Origin of the sequence: Caldalkalibacillus uzonensis, assembly GCF_030814135.1 — a bacterium.
Taxonomy (GTDB): Bacteria; Bacillota; Bacilli; order Caldalkalibacillales; family Caldalkalibacillaceae; genus Caldalkalibacillus; species Caldalkalibacillus uzonensis.
The window spans coordinates 173,854-192,626 of the sequence record NZ_JAUSUQ010000004.1; the positions used below are offsets into that span (position 1 = coordinate 173,854).

Below are 18,773 nucleotides of genomic sequence, written 5' to 3' on the forward strand. Positions count from 1 at the left end.
CTAATTGATACGGTCAACGATCTATACTTAATTAATTTAATTTATTATTTGATTAAAGAATAGCTTATTTTCAGAAAAGAGTCAAGATATAATTTTGATTTCTTTTATATATTCTTTCAAACCCTTGATTGTATCTGCCAAAGATCACAGTCAGTCTGGCCCGTGGTTTAATCACGGACCATCATATCCGGCCGTCTAAGGATCATACCATTACACTCTACTTCAATATAAGGCCATTTCCCTGTCTCAGTCAGAATCTCAATGCCGTTTTCTGTAACTAAGATGGTATCTTCCGATTTTACTCCAGGAAGGGCCGGGTTCCAGGCAAAAGCCTGATTGACGCGAACCGTATCCGAAGATGAAGATGTGGCTAAATACTCCCTGGTGGCATAACCCGTAGGACCACCGAGGTGCAGCTTTTTCCAATCATCAGGATAACCGGCTTGTTTATATTCCCTAATCGCTGTGTTAATAATGTCTCCCACTTTGATCCCTGGCCGTGTCGATGCATTCATACAAGCATCTATGTAAGCCAGCTTTTGTTTGCACTCCTCCAGTTGTTTTGGTAGAGGGCCGAAATGGACAAGCCGGGTCACATTGGCCACCAGTCCGCCCCGTTCAGCACATAATACCAGCATGGCTTGACGCTTCATACGCTTCCCAGTCGGAATAGGGTGGCGGTACTTATAAATCCGCTCATCGGTCGCCACCAGAAGCACATGGACATTCATCCCTTGAGCCATCACTTTTTGGGCTAAGACAGAGGCGATTTCGTGTTCCGTTTGCCCGGGTTGAAGCTGTCGGCAAGTCTCTTCAATAGCGTCAGCCGCTTGCTGGCAAACCTGACGGTAACGGTTCATTTCATCTTCCGTCAATTGAGACCGCAGCCAGCTCAATTTCGGGCTGACATCCATCCAATCGTGGAAAGGGGCGTCTGTGGCCATTCGTTTCCCCTCCCCAATTTTTAGCAAAAGATGATCGTGCCCATTAAACCATTCGTCTGTCACCAGTTCAAAATCAAAAGGAACATCCGCCAGCTCTTCTTCCATGATCCGGGCCGCTTCCATATTCACAGTCACTACATACACCTTGTCTGGCATTACAACCAGATCAGCCACCCCGTCAGGTGTTGTTTGGACGATATGGTTATGCCTGCCGCCCGTGACCCACGAAAAGTTGTTGCGTTTGCGCAATAAAATGCCGTCAAACTCCTCTTCAGCCAATAAAGAGAGTACTTTTTCTATTGTCATCCCAATTTCCACTCCTTACTCCTCCACCTTAGTTACCTTAAACAACTGGCGCAAAACCAGAGTAGCCGCACCAATTACGCCAGCTTTTTCCCCTAACAAACTGGGCACAATCTGCACTGACCGGGCAGGGACTTCCATCGCTCTCATCATAGCCGTTTGCACAAGGGGCTCAAACAGGATGTCACCTGCCTGGGCCACGCCTCCTCCAATGACCACCTTCTCTGGATTGAGAATATTAATCAAATTGGCAACGCCAATCCCTAAATAGCGGCCTGTGTCTTCCATGATACGCAAGGACAATTCGTCACCACGTTTAGCCTCTTCGTAAACCATCTTCGCCGTAATGTGCTCCAGATCCTCGCCAGCTCGATGGGTTAAACTCGTCAGCACCCCTCGTTTAATCTCTTTAATCGCTCTTTGGGCAATAGCAGGACCGGCTGCCATGACTTCCAGGCAGCCATAATTGCCGCAATTACAGCGCGGCCCGTCATCCACAACGGTGGTATGCCCAATCTCTCCAGCGCTTTCACTGACACCGTGGTACACCTCATGATTAAAAACGATCCCTGCGCCGATCCCATAGCCCACGTTGAGCATCACAAAATTGCCCACATCCTGACCATGACCAAACCAGCTTTCCCCCAGGGCCATGGCCCGCACATCATTGTCCACGTAGGTGGGAATTTCCAATTTCTCTTCAATCAATGCTTTGACAGGAACATCATGGAGATTAAAGTTGGGCGCAAAAACCGCTATGCCCTCCCGGCTGTTGACCAAACCGTGCATGCCGACACCAATGCCGATCAGCTTTTCCTTGTCTACTTTAAACTGATTAACTACTTGTTCAATTGAGCGGATGATGAGGTCGATAATGCCGGGATAGTCCTCAGGTTTAAGCGGGATATAGACCTCTTGTAATATTTTTGCTTCCAAATCAGTGACAACGGTATGCACTTTGGATATGCCCACATCCACCCCGATGACGTAATAAGCCCTGGGGTTAATCTTCAGCTCAATCGCTTTTCTCCCACCCGATGAACTCATCCGGTCTCCTTCTACCACAATGCCGGTCTTAAGCAAATCACGGACCAGATTCGTCACCGTGGGAGGAGTCAGTTTGGTCATCTTGGCGATTTCTGCCCTTGAAATGGGCCCATGCTGACGGATGATATCTAAAATTAAGGTGCGATTAATTTTTTTCATCAGTTGAAAACTGCCGGTTACGATTTTATCCATCACCAACACCCAGTCCTTTTAAATTAATTTAATAAACAAATTATAACAGATGATTTTACATCTGGTCTATTATCCCCTGGCCAAATGGGACATGTCAGTAAACTGGGTGCCTCTCGAAAAAAAGACTGCAGCATTACTGTGCATAACCTTGTGGATGGGCTTGGTGCCATTTCCAAGCTGTTTCAATAATCACATCTAAATCTTGATACTTGGGATTCCATCCCAATTCTCTTTGGATACGTTCAGACGAAGCCACCAAAACCGCTGGATCTCCAGCCCTTCTGGGAGCCGCTTCAGCTGGGATGGGATGGCCCGTCACCCGCCGTGCAGCTTCAATCACTTCCTTCACCGAGAAGCCTGTGCCGTTGCCCAAATTATAAGCGGTACTGGAACCTCCCTGCCGCAAATATTCCAGGGCCAGCCAGTGGGCGTTGGCCAAGTCCATCACATGAATGTAGTCCCGTATGCAGGTGCCGTCAGGGGTATTGTAGTCATCGCCAAAAATCTTGATCACTTCTCTCTGACCCAAGGCCACCTGTAAAATAATCGGAATCAGATGGGTTTCAGGATGATGATCTTCCCCTATTTTGCCCTCAGGGTGGGCACCTGCCGCATTAAAATAGCGCAGGCTGACCGATTTTAATCCATAAGCCTGATCACACCAGTGCAGCATCCGTTCGATGGCCAGTTTTGTCTCCCCATAAGGATTGGCTGGTACCGTCGGATCATCTTCCCTGATCGGAATATGCTGTGGCTCTCCATAAACAGCAGCCGTGGAAGAAAAAACAATCTTCTTCACGCCATGTTCAAGCATGCCTTTGACCAGGACATGAGTTCCGATCACATTGTTTTCATAATATTCCAGGGGTTTCTCTACACTCTCACCCACAAGGGAGTTGGCTGCAAAGTGAATCACCGCCTCAATTTCATGGTTTGTAAAAATCTGATGCAACAGGCTTTGGTCACGAAGATCCCCCTCGTAAAAAACACTGTCAGCAACAGCAGCCCGGTGTCCCTGGCGCAGATTATCCAGTACCACCACTTCTTCCCCGTGTGCCAAAAATTCCGCTACGGTATGACTGCCGATATACCCGGCTCCTCCCGTTATGAGAACGGCCATAGGTCATCCCCCTCTTTGATTTCTCTTGCTCCTTCTCCAATTGAGCAAATATAAAAGCTTGGTTCATAGCCGATGAGTTGCTGATATTTGGTTTTCACCTCGTGCTGAAAATCTTCCACTTGTTCCTCTGCAACCAAACTGACGGTACAACCTCCAAATCCTGCCCCTGTCATGCGTGTGCCAATACATGCCGGATGCTGGCGGGCGATGTCGTACAGTGTGTCCAGTTCCCTGCCAGTTACTTCATACAAATCCCGCAGCGATTCATGGGAGGCATACATCAGTTGCCCAAAAGCTTCGATTTGATTGTTTCTCAACAACTGTGCTGCTTCAAGAACCCGGTGGTTTTCTGAGACAACATGCTCTATGCGCTGCTTGACTTTCCCGCAGGGGATATACTTTTTGACTTGTTGCCATTGTTCAGGACTCAGTTCCCCCAGAGAGTTAAACTGTGGCAGATAGCGCTTGAGCATAGCCAAGCCTTGTTCACATTCGGCCCGGCGTTCATTGTATTTGGAATCAGCCAAACTGCGCCGCTTATTGGTGTTGGTGATCACCAGCTTATAGCCCTCAATTTTAACCGGTACGTGTTCATACTCCAGCGTTTGGCAATTTAACAGAATGGCATGGTCTTTCTTCCCCATCGCAACGGCAAACTGATCCATGATGCCGCAGTTAACGCCGACAAATTGATTTTCTGCCTGTTGACACAGCATGGCTAATTTGACGGGATCGGCACTCTTTCCATTTAGCCAGGCTACGGCCAGAGCCGTCACCAATTCAATGGCCGCTGAGGAAGATAATCCGGCGCCATTCGGAATGTTACCGTAAAACAAAATGTCCAGGCCGCACAAGGGTTCCATCTCCTGTTGCAACAGATGGATGACACCCTTAGGATAATTGGCCCACTCATGTGCCGGGTCATAGACAAGATGATCTAACTGAACTTCCACTTGTGTATCAAAGTTAAGAGAAGCAAGTCGTAGTGTAAGGTCACTTCTCTTACGAGCAATGGCCCACACCCCATAGGATAAGGCAGCCGGAAATACATACCCTCCATTATAATCTGTATGTTCGCCAATCAGATTGACCCGTCCTGGCGCAAAAAAAACGCGTGTATCCTCACCCGTCCCTCCAAACTGGTCCACAAACAACTGGATTAATTGTTGATGTGTCACTTCCTGTTCTGGGATCATTCTATTTTCCACAATCATCCTCTTCCTTCTTTCTGTTTAAATCTGGCATATGCTTCTCTCAAATGTCCTGCTGTCTCCTCCACAGCCATGGGATTACACGGCGCCCATGCTCCCGTTTCAGAGGATGCATTAAATTTCAATTTATCTTTAGCCCTTAACGGCGGATAAAACTCAATATGGAAGTGATAATAATCTTCATAATAGCCTCCATCCGTCGGCCGCTGGTGCAAGCACATCATATAGGGAAACAGACGGTCGAACAGCGTATCCATGGCACCCGTTGTATCTCTCAGGATCTGGGCCAGGCTCCTTTTTTCCTCTGAACTGAAGTCAGTCAAGGCCGTTTGATGACTTTTGCTGACAATAAACACGCCGTAAGGATAATCGGTAAAGAAGGGCAGATAGCACACAAAATGCTCATTTTCCATCACGATGCGCTGTTCAAACTGCTGCTCTTCCCGGTTCATGTCGCAAATGAGGCAGCGTCCCGTCTGTTCGTGGTGTGCTTGGCATGCCTCAAGCTCTATCCGCAGTTTTAAAGGAATATACGGATAGCCGTAAATCTGGCCGTGAGGGTGAGGCATGGTCACGCCCACTTCTTCCCCCCGGTTTTCGAAGATCAACACATAGTCAATTTTGGGGTCATTGCCTAATGCAGCAAACCGTTCCGTCCAAAGCTCAACCAGCTTGACAATGTGGTCTACGGAAAGTTCAGGCAAAGTCGTGGAATGTTCTGGTGAGTATAGGATGACCTCACATTTGCCATAAGCTTCCCTGACCTTATATAACCCTGTGCCTACATCATCCGGCTCGGGCGGGATTTGGGACAAGGCTGGAAAATCATTATCATATTTTAAGACATCATAGTGATCCGGAACTTTGCCTGAGCCTGGACAAAAAGGACAATAATCCTTGGGCAGATGCGGACGGTGCTGGCGGTGAGAGGCCACCATGGTCCAGTCTCTGAGCAGTGGGTTGTAGCGCAACTCTGCCATCACGGCACCCCTTTCAGTCTAGTTATTTAATTTAATTAATTAATTTATGATTTTATCTTACCGTAAAAATAGACAAATAGCAATCATGAATGAGGGAATAATAAATAGTTAATCCCCTGGCGGTCCTATTTAAACTCCGGCAACCAGTCACCATGGGCTTCAATAAGGTCATCACATAATGAGACAATATCATCAATGGACAGCTCTGCTGAAGTATGAGGATCAAGTAGGGCAGCCTGATAGATATATTCTTTTTTCCGGTTCATAGCTGCTTCGATGGTTAACAGCTGTGTATTAATATTGGTCCGGTTTAAAGCGGCTAATTGTTCAGGCAATTCACCCACATAACACGGTGTAACTCCACTTCGATCAGCCAAACAAGGAACCTCCACACAGGCTTTCTCAGGTAAATTACTGATTAATCCCCCACTGTTCAAAACATTGCCTCCAAACTTAAAAGGCTGGTCCGTCTCCATTGCATCCATAATATAAGAGGCATACTCAATGGAGCGCTCGTGTTCCAGTTTTTTGTTATTGACTATATCATCTCGCATTGTTTCCCAGTTTTTAATCTGCCGAATACAGCGACGGGGATATTCATCAAGGGGGATATTAAAACGCTCAATTAATTCAGGATACCGGCTTTTGATAAAATACGGCAAATACTCGGCGTTATGCTCCGAAGATTCTGTTACGTAGTATCCGAAACGAAGCATCATCTCAAAACGCACCATATCATCATGTTTTTCCTTCTGTTTCTCGGCTGCCCTGCGCTTGATTTCAGGGTACAGATCCTCCCCTTTTCGCGTGATCTCCAACAGCCAGGCCATATGATTGATACCGGCAATCTTCCACTGAAGATGATCTGTTGGCATATTAAGAGATTTTAACAGTTTCTCAGCGCACACTTGAACACTGTGACAAAGTCCCACTGTTTTAGGATGGCCATAACGGATCATGGTAGCAGTCAGGACTGCCATGGGATTGGTATAGTTGAGGAACCAGGCGTCAGGGCATACCTCTTCCATATCCCGGGCAAAGTCCAACATGACCGGAATTGTTCTTAAACTTCTAAAGATACCTCCTATCCCCAATGTATCCCCAATTGTTTGGCGTAAGCCGTACTTTTTAGGCACTTCAAAGTCTATAATCGTGCACGGGTCATATCCTCCAACTTGAATGGCGTTAATGACATACTTGGCTCCACGTAAGGCATCCTTCCGGTCAATATACGCTTTAATACTTACATTACTGTTTAAGTTGGCTTTAAGATTATTCAGCATGCTTTCTGATTCTTTTAAACGTTGATGGTCGATATCAAACAAAGTAAACTCCGATCCCTCTAGACTAGGGACTAACATGCAATCACCTAAAATTCTTTTAGCAAAAATCGTGCTTCCAGCTCCTAAGAATGTAATTTTGGGCATCATCCATCTCTCCTTTATCATATTTGTCAATATTTATCATGACCTAACCCTTCATACCAGAACTGACAATCCCCTGTACAAAATAACGTTGAAAAATAAAGAATACAATAAGTATAGGGATAATTGACATCAAGGTTAGACTCATTAAAATAGGCCAGTCAATGTAGTGTTCACCTCTGGCAATTGCCAAACCGAGTTGAACTGTGTACATGCTGCTATCAGATACTACGATGAGTGGCCAGATCAAATCGTTCCAACGCCACATAAATGTAAATATGATAAGTACCGCAATAAGAGGTTTGACATTGGGTAGCACCACTTTCCAAAAGATCTTAAATTCACCTGCACCATCGATTCTAGCCGCTTCGATTAGTTCATTTGGAATGCTTAACATATATTGTCTTGCCAAAAAAAGTCCAAAAGCTTCTGCAGCACGAGGGATAATTAACCCGGCATATGAGTTGATCCAACCCAGTTCCTTAAGTATAAAAAAGTTTGGAACCATGATGATATGAATGGGAATCATCAATGTGCTAAGCACTAATAAAAACAAAAGATTACGACCTTTAAAATGATATTTAGCAAATGCATACCCGGCTAGACAATTAATAAATACGGTCAGAATAACTGCAAAAAATGCTACGATTAAGCTGTTCCCTACGTAGCCCATAAAAGGAACAACACTTAAGGAATAAGGAAAATTTTGCCAAACAATCTCTTTTGGGATGATGTTGAGCTCACCGGATACGGCTTCAGCCGGACTCTTTAAAGCGGTGGAAAGCATCCAAATGAACGGTAGAAGATATAATATAGATACAAAACAGAGAATTAGAAAAATAATCGTTGTCTTAAGGTCCATCTTTTGGTGTATCAAGTATCTCATGAGGTTTGTTCCCTCCCTAGCCATAACATCATGGCGCTAAAAGACATGATGATAAAGAAGAGAATCGTTCCCACCGTTGAACCGTATCCCATCTGGCCTTCTACAAAAGCCTTTTGATAAATATATTGAACTAATACAGTAGTTGAATAGCCGGGACCTCCGTTTGTCATCGTATAAATTAAGTCAAAAACCATAAAACCATTGATGACAGAGATGACAAGAACGAAAACCGTCGTATTTTTAAGTAATGGGAGCGTAATATACAAAAATTGTTTCCAGCTGTTGGCACCATCAATTTCAGCTGCTTCATAAATAGAATCCGGAATACTCTGAAGTCCTGCCAGGTAAATAACAAGGCAATAGCCTGTCTTGACCCAAATAGTCGTCATGATAATGGCTGGCATCGCCCAAGTGGTTGACGATAACCAGTTAAGTCCCGTTAAACCAATCGCATTAAGTCCGTAATTGATCAAACCGTAATTTGGGTTGAACATCCAGGACCAGATCAATCCAGTAGCAACTAAAGAAACGACAACCGGTGCAAAGAAAACCCCTCTAAAAAATGACCGGAGGGGGATCTTGCGGTTTAGCAAGACCGCTCCGGTTAAACCTAAAATCATACTAATGGGAACTGAGCCAGCAGTGTAATAAAAGGTATTTCCAAGTGCGGTCCAGAACACAACGTCTTTAAAAACGTTTACATAATTTTCGAGTCCTACAAATGTGATATCTCCGATAATGGCCCAGTTGTGAAAACTAATGTAGAAGGTGAATATGATAGGAAAAATCATAAAAGTAAAGAATAAAATCAGATTGGGAGAGATAAAGAGATAGGGAGCTATTTTAATTCGATTTTTTTGATACCAATTAATAAGGGTGGACATGATTGATCCTCCTAGAAACTCAGATAAAGGGTATCAATGACTATCCAAAATCGTGTTAATCTTATCTGTTAAGGAGTTGGCAAATTCTTCGGGTGTTTTACCCATCACAAAGAGCTCCTCTAACTCTTCAGCCAACGCTTGGTTGATGCGAGCAAAATTAGGGTGAGTCACCGTTTTGGCAAGCTCTTCCGGGACTGTTAAGGCCTGCTCAATAAAGAGCTCCATAAGTTCCGGGTTTTCCATGTTATAATGAATAGGTTCTTCAATATCTAATCTAGCTGGGATGAACAACCCATCCTCAACAAACGCTTTCATGTTCTCTTTGTCACCCATAAAAGCTACAAATTTTTTGGCGGCTTCAATATTTTTAGCATTGGAAGGGATGGCCAGTGCATTCCCACCCAGATCTGATGCAGCCTCTTCTCTCATGGTCATATATGTGACACCCCACTCATATTGATCCATCTCTTCTTCATATCTTGGTATCATCCAATTTCCTGTTACAAGCATTCCGGCTGTACCCGTAGTAAATAGCAGGTTAAAATCGTCACTTCCACGCATACTGTTTCCTGGAGACATATAATTGGTATACATATCCTGTAGGAAGGTAATGGCTTCAATTGCTTCAGGTGTTTGAAGATTGGCCTCACTCAGATCATCGGTCAGTAAAGATGCCCCATTATGATATAAAAACGGAAGGGCACGGTAAGCACTTGATTCCACCCAGTTATAGGCAATCCCATACTCAGCTAAACCAGCATCTTGTATTTGACTAGCCACATCCAGAAACTCCTCCCAAGACCATGCTTCGTTTAAAGTGTCCGGGGGAGTAATACCTAATTCATCAAGGTATGTTTTGTTATAGAAGATTGCCAAGGTATCCGTATGATGAGGTAAACCATATATGCGGTCCTCCAATGTTACTGCTGACAAAAGACTAGGGTTAAAATTCTCTAATTCATCTTCCATGATATCTGTGATATCCAACAGAGCGTTTTGGCTGGCATACTCTCCGATTCGTTGGTACTGTACCCGGAACACATCAGGAGCATCGTTCCCAGCTATACGAGTTCGCATTCGGGTATGGTATTCAGTACCGGAGGGAACCTGCTGGGCATTGACTTTAATATCGGGATGTTCAGCTTCAAAAGCCTCAATCAACTTGTTAAACCCCTCTTCTTCTCCTCCTGCTGAGGCCCAGTACACAAATTCGATGGTCGTCTGTTTACTTTCTTCCATGCCATTTGAGCCATCACCAGATGAATAACCGCTCTCTTTTTGGGCTGCACATCCCATAACAAGTGAACCTAGTAAAAGGACAATAAAAAGAGTGGTTAAAAAATGGCGATTACTTTTCATCATTCTCTATCCTCCTTTGGTTCATGTAATAAACTCAGAAGTTAAGCATGGTGTCCCATACATCCCCTCCTTTTCACTTTCGACTTTTTTAACTTAATTTACTAAATTTTTAAAATGATGTTATACATCCTAATATACTTCCTGTCAAAACGGGAGATCATTCACTTAAATCATCCCTAAAAATAATTTGTTGCCAAACTTCTTACTGCATAGTTATGAAGGTAGTGGATCCATTATTCCTCATAATTAATAAATTAAATTAAAAATATTTCTTCCAATTATACACTTTACGAATTTGGTATGATTACAATTGAAGAGAAAGTACTTTAAGCACATAAATATGTGGTTACTACCGATCACATTGTCATCGAGTAAAGTGAGGGACAGAAGATGACCATCCAAAACAAGCTCATTGCCTTTTTCTTTGTGCTCATCATCCTTATGAGTGCCGTCAGTTTCTTTATTTATCAAAGCGGGCAACAATCGATTAGCCAATATGATGAGATATTACAACGCTTTTTGCTGTTAAATGAAATTGCTCAGACCAATCATGAACTGCAAACGCTTTTTACCCGCTATGTGCTTGTACCTTCTGATGAGCAGCTGGCCCAATTTGAATACCATAGGCAACACTTGCTTGACTATCAACAGCAGTTTGAAGAGATGGTTGCCACTGACAGCACACGCTCTATGAGCAAAAACTACTATCACATGTTGTCTTACCTGCTTAACCGCATGGAACTGGCTTTTGAAACCTACGGGCAGCCAAACACACGTGAGCATTTCCAATACCGGGAAGATGTGTACAAAGTGTCCTCCTGGATTAACGAGACCACTTTAAGATTTATTAATCACGAATTGACCGATTACCACACTTTTCATCGTGAACTGCTGGTTCAGTCCCAATCCTACTTAACCATGGGTATCGTCACGGCTATTATCCTGTTTAAGGTCTCTCTGTTATTTACCTACCTGTTCTGCAAAAAAATTACTGATCCCATCCGGTTATTAGCAGGTCAGGCCAAAGCATTGTCCAGCGGAAACTTTTCAATTAAAGACCTTCGTGTCACCACAAACGATGAAATTGGCCTGTTGACCCGCACCTTTAATCAAATGAAAAGAGATATTCACCGTTTAATCAAACAAATTAAGCAAAAAGCCGCTGTAGAAGCTAAACTGCACGAACAGACCATTAAAAATATAAAAATGAACCAACTCTTAAAAGAAATGGAACTGCGCACCTTACAAAACCAAATGAATCCTCACTTTTTATTCAATACCTTAAACATGGTATCGAAGCTGGCCTATATAGAAGGTGCTGAAAAAACAAGTGACTTAATTGTTTCCATTTCCAATCTGTTGCGCTATAATCTGCGCTCACTAGACAAACCGGTGACGCTGGCTGATGAACTTAAACATGTACGTGATTATTTTGACATACAAAAAAACCGTTTTGGGGAAAGAGTGTCGATTAAAGTGGATATTGATGCTTCATGCTTAACTCAGCCCGTTCCCTTATTGACACTGCAACCTTTAATCGAAAACGCCTTCATCCATGGTATTGATTCGCTGGAATCCGGAGGCGAAATAGGCATCACAGTGGAGGAAACCACCACTCATGTTCATGTTGAAGTTTACGATAACGGTGCAGGCATGGACCAAGATGTTTTACAGCTGCTGTGGAGGCAACAAGCTGAGTTTCACTTAGACGACCAGCACGGTCACACCACAGGAATTGGCTTAACCAACGTGATCAAGCGCCTTTCCTTGTTCTATGACCAAGAAGATGTTGTTGACATCAGGTCGAAGCCGGGTGAGGGGACCCGCATAATACTCAAACTACCCAAGCAAACAAAGGGCATACAAGGAGGTGGCAGCTCATGTATAAGGTCTTACTTGTTGAGGATGAAGCTTTAGAGCGACAAGCCTTACGGAGCATGTTAGAAAGCATGTTCGATGACCTTGACGTGGTTGGAGAAGCTGAAAATGGCAGGAAAGCAATCGAACTGGCCGAAGCACTTCATCCTGACATCATTACCATTGACATAAAAATGCCCGGCATGGATGGCCTTCAAACCATTGAAGAAATTAAAAACATCCATCCCAATGCCCGTTTTATCGTCTTATCAGCCTATGATGCTTTTGATTATGCCCAAAAAGCAATTGAGCTCAACGTCACACACTATGTGTTGAAACCCTATAAACGTGCAGAACTGAAAGAAAAGGTCCACCGGGCATGTCAGCAAATTGACCGGGACAGGGCCGAACGTCTGGAAAAATTAAAACTGAAAGACCAACTTGGCCATATGAGCACACTGGCAGAGATTGAGTGGGTATCCACCCTCATTTATGACCAAATCCACGACCTGTCATTTGAAACACTAACTGACCTGTTAGGGATTCATTTTACTTATGGGGCGGGTGTGATTGTCTATGTGCAACCTAAATCCAATGCAGCCAGTCAACCCAAAGGGGACGCCCCTTGTAGACAGGCAGTGTACCAGACTGTCAAAAACCAACTCAAAAAGCAGATGCAATGCCTAGTTGGCCCTATGACTGGCGATCATATACCCGTGTTTATTTTTATGGATGGGAATGGGATGTCTGTCAGCTTAAGGAGCCATATTGTTGTCAGCCTGCGTAACGTCTTCCAGCAATTGTCTGCCAAGAATATCCTTACTGATTGCCATTTGATTGCCGGTGTGGGCCGCCCTTCTCGCACTTTGGCAAGCCTTAAGCAGTCTTACCATGAAGCGATGCTGGCCGTCAGGGGCCGGTCCGTGAAAGGAAACATCCGCTTTTATGATGATCTGCTCCTGAATGAAAAGGATCTCCATATCCCCTTTGAAAAAGAAAAGCGGTTACTGCAAGCGGTGCAACACGGCCAAACGGAATCCGCAGTTCAGATCTTGAACGAGATTATGGATGAAGTGAGCGTTGGCTTTCAAAACCAGTTGGTTGAGGTCAGCCGCTATCTGTCGGAGCTGTTTATTATCCTAACCCGTATCAGCGAAGAAGCAAGAATGCTGACGCAGGAGTTAACTTCTTTTCTCCACGCCGCTTCTGTCGAACAATTAAGAGAAACGGCCTTGTACCGTTTACAACTCATATTGGCTCAGATCAACAAAGAGGGACACCACCATAGTGAAGATATCCTTAACAGAGCAAAATCCTATTTACATGACCATTACAATGAAGATATTTCATTAGACATGGTGGCCCGTCATGTTGGCCTAAGTCCCTATTATTTCAGTAAATTGTTTAAAGAGCAGATGAGCATGAATTTTATCGATTACCTCACCCAGCTTAGAATTGACAAAGCTAAAGAACTGATGTTGACCTCCAATTTGAGTGTCAAAGAAATTTGCTTTGAAGTCGGCTACCGTGATCCAAACTATTTCAGCCGGGTCTTTAAGAAAAGCGAAGGGATCACACCTTCACAATTTCGTCGCCGGGTGTACCGAAAAAAGTAAGACAATAAACGGTTGCAGTTTGTTGTACGTTAAACCATAACAATTTTATGCTGTTCTATAACAATATTTTGCTATGTCATCACCAATTCGAAAACGGCATCCACCCTAACTCAATAAACTCCAGCAAAAAACAAAAAACAACAGCTTTTTCCCCACTGACTAGACAGGTATTCATGTTTTAATAGAGAATGGAAGCGATTACAAATCGAAAAAGAGCAGCGGTATGATGTCAAGAGACTAATTTGAACAAAATCGCTGCTTTAACGGAGGTGTAGCGAAAAAAGGCAATAGGAAACTAAGCCCACCCTACCTAGATTTTCATATATTTCCTATTAAACTAGAAACTGGTGGGATTGGTGATGAGAGAAAGTGAATCTAAGCTCTTTGTCGGGTCACCCCTTCCGGTTCGTAAAGTCGATTGGTCTTCAGCAGATAAAAGACCAACCGCACCAGTTTACGGGCTGTAAGCGCAAGGGCACGTTTCTCGGCAAATTCTTTCGGCTCCGCTTTCTTTTTCGCATAGTACTCAGCAAAAACAGGGTCGTGCACCCGGACACTGTTTGCCGCTTCGATCAGGTAGTACTTGAGATAGCGGTTGCCGGAACGAATGAGCCGGGTTCGGTTTGCTGTAAATTTCCCAGACTGGTGTTCCGTCCAGGCCAGGCCGCCATACTTCGCCAATTCTTTATGGCTTTTAAACTGGTTGATGTCCACTTCAGCCAGAATGCCGGAAGGGATGGGGGAGATGACCGGCACGAAGCTTGGCGGCAATGAACCAGGCATCCACCCGATCGTTTTTGGGGGCGTCCAAGTAATGTGCCTTCTTGAATTCCTTGATGAGACTGGGATTAAAGACATAGACGTTCTTGTTTTGGACACCGAAATTCAAGTGACGATGGATGTACATGGCCGCGTGAGTCGAATAGCATCCCGTGTGTTCCAAGCCAAACAGAATCTGCTCAAAGCCATGCTTTTGCACAAGTTTAGAGATACGCTCTTGTAATTCCAGGATACCGGGGCGATTGTTGGTGATGCTAAACCGGCTGAGGGGCCGTTTCTCCTCGTCCCGGGTCAGACAGCAAACCACGTTGCTTTCGCTGCCTACATCGATTCCGACAAACAAGGGGGAAGTCATATCGATCACCTCCTTCTCATGAAAATCACAGTGCCTACGATCCTGGGATGTCCCTGGGAAACCCATGAACGACAGCCTTGCGAGCTATTGGAATACACCAGGGATCATCGGTGCACGTGCCTCCCTCTGCTTCGAGGAGGGATGATCGGCTGGGAAACAGTCAGCGTGTAGGTCTATATCATGGGGCCAGGGGAACACTCTTTTTTCGGAAGACACCCTATAAAGGGGCAACAGGGGGAAATCGGAACATTCCCTTGGTAGACACCTAAGGCTATTTTCCCAAAGACAGCCCAAGATCGTAAACACCGAAATGAACTGGATAATGACTAGCGCGCTTACGCTTGCTTGCTTCTCATTCGCGTTCGCTTGCTTCGCAAGCAAACGCTCATTACGAAGCTATGTCCTCCATCACCAAAACGAATCTTTATTCAATTTTCAAGGAACAGTTTTAGGTTTGAAAGACCTTCAAATGAAGGCTTAAACATAATATACAAGGGGGAAATCAGGTGAAATTCAAACATTTAGCCATTTTATCCGCTTTGTTATTGTTAATGGGCATTTTCATGGCTGCTTGTGGATCAGAGACAGAAACCGACGCTGGTGAAGCAGACACTGAAAATGAAGCTGAAGCACCTGCCAGTGAAGCACCTGCTGAAGGTAAAAAGCCACTTGAAATTTTCAGCTGGTGGACAGGTGCCGGTGAAGAAGCAGGCTTGTTAGCCCTGATTGAGTTATTCGAAGAAAAACATCCCGATGTTGAAGTGATCAATGCTGCTGTAGCTGGAGGGGCTGGCACTAATGCCCAGGCCGTTTTGGCCAGCCGCATGCAAGGTGACGATCCGCCGGGTACTTTCCAGATTCATGGCGGTGCAGCTTTAAACACTGGCTGGGCTGCAGCTGGTAAAATGGAGCCGCTGAATGACTTGTACGAGGAACAAGGCTGGTACGACAAGTTCCCTGAAGATTTGATCGAACTGGTCACCAGTGACGGCGATATCTACTCCGTCCCTGTCAACATTCACCGCAGCAACGTCCTGTGGTATAACGTCGCCATCTTTGAAGAGCACGGCTTGACACCGCCGACCACCTTCGATGAATTTTTTGCAGTGGCTGAGGCTTTACAAGAAGCTGGCGTCACACCACTGGCACTGGGCGACCGTGAACCCTGGACGGCCTCCCATCTTCTGGAGTCAGTGATGCTGGGCAAGCTGGGTGCCGAAAAGTATAACCAGCTGTGGACCGGTGAATTGAAGTTTGACAGCCTTGAATTCACAGATGTGATGGAAACGTTCAGTCAAATGCTGGACTACGTTAATGATGATCATGCTGCCCGCAACTGGCAAGATGCTTCCCAAATGGTAGCTAATGGAGATGCTGCCATGAACGTGATGGGCGACTGGGCAGCCGGTTACTTCGCCACAGACCTTAACCTTGAACCGAACAAAGACTTTGGCTGGGTGGCGCCACCCGGAACAGAAGGCATGTTCATGGTGGTCACCGATACCTTTGGGTTGCCTAAAGGTGTGGAAGATCCTGAAGTTGTCAAAGACTTCTTAAGAGTACTTGGCTCTGTTGAAGGTCAGGATGTCTTCAATCCGCTCAAAGGGTCCATTCCGGCTCGTGTGGACGCCGATGTATCTAAATATAACGAATACGGACAACAAACGATTGAAGAATTCAAAAAAAGCACTTTAACGCCAAGCTTGGCCCATAACTCTGCTGCACCAGCCGGCTTTGTGCAACAGTTCAACCAGGCTGTGAACATCTTTGTTTCTTCTCGCAATGTGGACCAGTTTATCCAAACTGTCCAAGCGGCCCAAGATGAGCATATCAACCAGTAAGTTGATGTTTGGTAGGTGGTAGTGAACCTACCACCTTTTTCTTTCATTCTGTTTTGATTGCAGCTGGATAACTAGCTACTGCTGGACAGACATCGCCATTATAGTATGCATCTTGTTTGACATAAGGGGGGAGATACAGTGAATGGCACTAACGTAACTGTCAACAATCAAAGTGAAATGGTATCCGCTATCAACAGACCCAAGCCAAACCGGGACAAAATCATGGCTATTCTGTTCATCATGCCCTCTATTGCAGCCGTTGGCATCTTTGTATACGGCTTTATCAGCTGGACCGGTTACGTATCCCTAACCAACTGGAATACCCTGGTCAAAGATTTATCATTTGCCGGTTTGAAAAATTACATCTTCCTATTTAATGATTACCGCTTTCAGTCAGATTTAAGAAATACCCTCTTTTTTACCCTGTTCTTTATCTTTGGCACTTTAGGGTTGGGTTTTCTCCTGGCCGTATTGATTGACCAAAACATCCGGCAAGAGTCCTTATTCCGCAATATTTTTATGTTTCCTATGGCCTTGTCCTTTGTCGTGACAGGGGTGGTATGGCAGTGGCTGCTTAATCCCAGCACAGGTGTTAACCTCATTTTAGCCAAGTTGGGTATGGAAAACTTACCCAGGTGGTACACTGATACTTCCATTGCCTTTAGCTTCCCCCTTGGGAATATCGAATTTGGTATTCCGGTCGCCATAATTGCCGTGGTGATCGCTGCCGTGTGGCAGATGACCGGTTTCTCCTTAGCTATGTACTTGGCTGGTCTTCGGGCCATTCCAGATGAATTGAAAGAGGCAGCTCGTGTGGACGGTGCAACTGAGTTCCAAATCTACCGTAAAATTATTTTCCCCATGCTGCTGCCCATTACAATTAGCATTACCATCATCATGGCGCACATCTCCCTGAAAATCTTTGACCTCATCTATGCCATGACCGGACCGGGAGCGAATTTCGTCACTGATGTCCCAGGGGTGTACATGTTTGAAACCACCTTTCGCGGCAACTTTTATGCCAACGGGGCAGCCATCGCAATGATTATGCTCATCTTCGTTGCTATATTTATCGTTCCGTACCTCATAGCTAACAGAAAGGGGGATTAACAAATGCCAGCAATCCGCTTAAGCCGTCTATCTCTCTATCTGGTGCTGACCACCATGGCTGTCGTCTTTATCATGCCTGTCTATGTGATGGTGATTACCAGTTTAAAACCCATCGACGAAGTTTCCTTGGACCGCATGTGGCAGCTGCCCACCTCTATCTCTTTTGAATCGTATAAATATGCTTATGAACGGCTGGCTCCTAACCTGTTAAACACCATTTATCTCGTGGTTCCGGCGACGATCCTGTCAGCCCTGTTGGGTTCCTTGAATGGCTATGTCTTGTCCAAGTGGCGCTTTAAAGGTTCGGAGTGGGTGTTTACCTTTTTGTTATTTGGCATGTTCATTCCCTACCAAAGCATTTTGATCCCGCTCATTGAGTTCCTGCGCCAAATTGGTTTGTACAACTCGATCGGCGGCTTGATCCTGGTCCATGTGGTGTACGGCATTCCCATCACAACCCTGATTTTCCGTAACTTTTATGCGGCCATTCCAACCGAACTGATTGAAGCAGCCAAAATTGACGGTGCAGATTTTCTGGGTATTTACCGCCATATCATGCTGCCCCTCTCAGTTTCCGGGTTTGTGGTGGTTTGCATCTGGCAATTCACCAACATCTGGAACGAATTTCTGTTTGCCGTCAGTATCACCAGCTCCGGTTCCCAGCCGATCATGGTCGCCTTGCAAAATCTGTCCGGCAGCCAGATTGTCCATTGGAACGTGCAAATGGCGGGTGCCCTGATTGCCGCTTTGCCCACTTTGCTGGTCTATATTCTGGTTGGTAAATATTTTGTCCGGGGCTTATTGGCCGGGTCGGTTAAAGGCTAGGAAGGACAGGGTATAGCCTAACAATATTTAATGCACTAA

General features: G+C 45.0%; 16 protein-coding genes. 5 read left to right on the plus strand and 11 right to left on the minus strand.

The window, feature by feature from the left end; translation table 11 throughout:
* Positions 1-167: 167 nt before the first annotated feature.
* From J2S00_RS07030 to J2S00_RS07070, 9 genes are all read right to left on the minus strand, one after another.
* Positions 168-1,250: a M24 family metallopeptidase gene (locus J2S00_RS07030; protein WP_307337317.1), complete on the minus strand. Its 1,083-nt coding sequence runs from the start codon at positions 1,248-1,250 to the stop codon at positions 168-170.
* A 15-nt stretch (positions 1,251-1,265) separates the two neighbouring features.
* Entirely contained in the window at positions 1,266-2,486 is a 1,221-nt protein-coding gene (locus J2S00_RS07035) for an ROK family transcriptional regulator (RefSeq protein WP_307337320.1), read from the minus strand.
* Between the two features lie 133 nt (positions 2,487-2,619).
* Positions 2,620-3,606, minus strand: a complete 987-nt coding sequence (galE, locus tag J2S00_RS07040; RefSeq protein ID WP_307337322.1) for a UDP-glucose 4-epimerase GalE — start codon at positions 3,604-3,606, stop codon at positions 2,620-2,622.
* Positions 3,591-4,820, minus strand: a complete 1,230-nt coding sequence (locus J2S00_RS07045) for a galactokinase (RefSeq protein WP_307337325.1) — start codon at positions 4,818-4,820, stop codon at positions 3,591-3,593. Before J2S00_RS07045 ends, galE begins: the two co-directional genes overlap by 16 nt.
* Positions 4,817-5,797, minus strand: coding sequence for a galactose-1-phosphate uridylyltransferase (gene galT / locus J2S00_RS07050; protein ID WP_307337328.1), 981 nt, complete (start codon positions 5,795-5,797; stop codon positions 4,817-4,819). Before galT ends, J2S00_RS07045 begins: the two co-directional genes overlap by 4 nt.
* A 125-nt stretch (positions 5,798-5,922) precedes the next feature.
* Positions 5,923-7,224 (minus strand): alpha-glucosidase/alpha-galactosidase, encoded by a 1,302-nt coding sequence (locus tag J2S00_RS07055; RefSeq protein ID WP_307337331.1) that lies wholly within the window; start codon positions 7,222-7,224, stop codon positions 5,923-5,925.
* Positions 7,225-7,267: 43 nt separating this feature from the next.
* Positions 7,268-8,083, minus strand: a complete 816-nt coding sequence (locus J2S00_RS07060) for a carbohydrate ABC transporter permease (protein WP_307337334.1) — start codon at positions 8,081-8,083, stop codon at positions 7,268-7,270.
* A gap of 20 nt (positions 8,084-8,103) precedes the next feature.
* Positions 8,104-8,991, minus strand: coding sequence for a carbohydrate ABC transporter permease (locus J2S00_RS07065; protein ID WP_307337336.1), 888 nt, complete (start codon positions 8,989-8,991; stop codon positions 8,104-8,106).
* A 33-nt stretch (positions 8,992-9,024) separates the two neighbouring features.
* Positions 9,025-10,353, minus strand: a complete 1,329-nt coding sequence (locus J2S00_RS07070; protein WP_307337337.1) for an ABC transporter substrate-binding protein — start codon at positions 10,351-10,353, stop codon at positions 9,025-9,027.
* Positions 10,354-10,740: 387 nt separating this feature from the next.
* Between J2S00_RS07070 and J2S00_RS07075 the strand changes: the two genes are divergently transcribed.
* Complete coding sequence (locus J2S00_RS07075) at positions 10,741-12,267, plus strand: sensor histidine kinase (protein WP_307337340.1); 1,527 nt, start codon at positions 10,741-10,743, stop codon at positions 12,265-12,267.
* Entirely contained in the window at positions 12,231-13,823 is a 1,593-nt protein-coding gene (locus J2S00_RS07080; RefSeq protein WP_307337343.1) for a response regulator, read from the plus strand. The genes J2S00_RS07075 and J2S00_RS07080 overlap by 37 nt, the downstream gene beginning before the upstream one ends.
* Before the next feature lie 375 nt (positions 13,824-14,198).
* Here J2S00_RS07080 and J2S00_RS07085 read toward each other — a convergent pair whose 3' ends face one another.
* Both J2S00_RS07085 and J2S00_RS07090 read right to left on the minus strand, forming a co-directional pair.
* A complete protein-coding gene (locus J2S00_RS07085) occupies positions 14,199-14,579 on the minus strand; it encodes a transposase (protein ID WP_307337347.1) in 381 nt (126 codons plus the stop codon).
* Positions 14,539-14,958, minus strand: a complete 420-nt coding sequence (locus J2S00_RS07090; RefSeq protein ID WP_307337350.1) for an IS110 family transposase — start codon at positions 14,956-14,958, stop codon at positions 14,539-14,541. Before J2S00_RS07090 ends, J2S00_RS07085 begins: the two co-directional genes overlap by 41 nt.
* Before the next feature lie 506 nt (positions 14,959-15,464).
* Between J2S00_RS07090 and J2S00_RS07095 the strand changes: the two genes are divergently transcribed.
* The 3 genes from J2S00_RS07095 (at position 15,465) to J2S00_RS07105 (ending at position 18,734) form a co-directional block, all read left to right on the plus strand.
* The gene (locus tag J2S00_RS07095; RefSeq protein WP_370875845.1) at positions 15,465-16,799 is read left to right on the plus strand and encodes an ABC transporter substrate-binding protein; all 1,335 of its coding nucleotides are present in this window, start codon (positions 15,465-15,467) and stop codon (positions 16,797-16,799) included.
* A gap of 222 nt (positions 16,800-17,021) precedes the next feature.
* Positions 17,022-17,909 (plus strand): carbohydrate ABC transporter permease, encoded by an 888-nt coding sequence (locus tag J2S00_RS07100; protein WP_370875849.1) that lies wholly within the window; start codon positions 17,022-17,024, stop codon positions 17,907-17,909.
* Positions 17,910-17,963: 54 nt separating this feature from the next.
* On the plus strand, positions 17,964-18,734 hold the full coding sequence (locus J2S00_RS07105; protein WP_370875850.1) for a carbohydrate ABC transporter permease: 771 nt from the start codon (positions 17,964-17,966) through the stop codon (positions 18,732-18,734).
* The last annotated feature ends 39 nt before the right edge of the window (positions 18,735-18,773 follow it).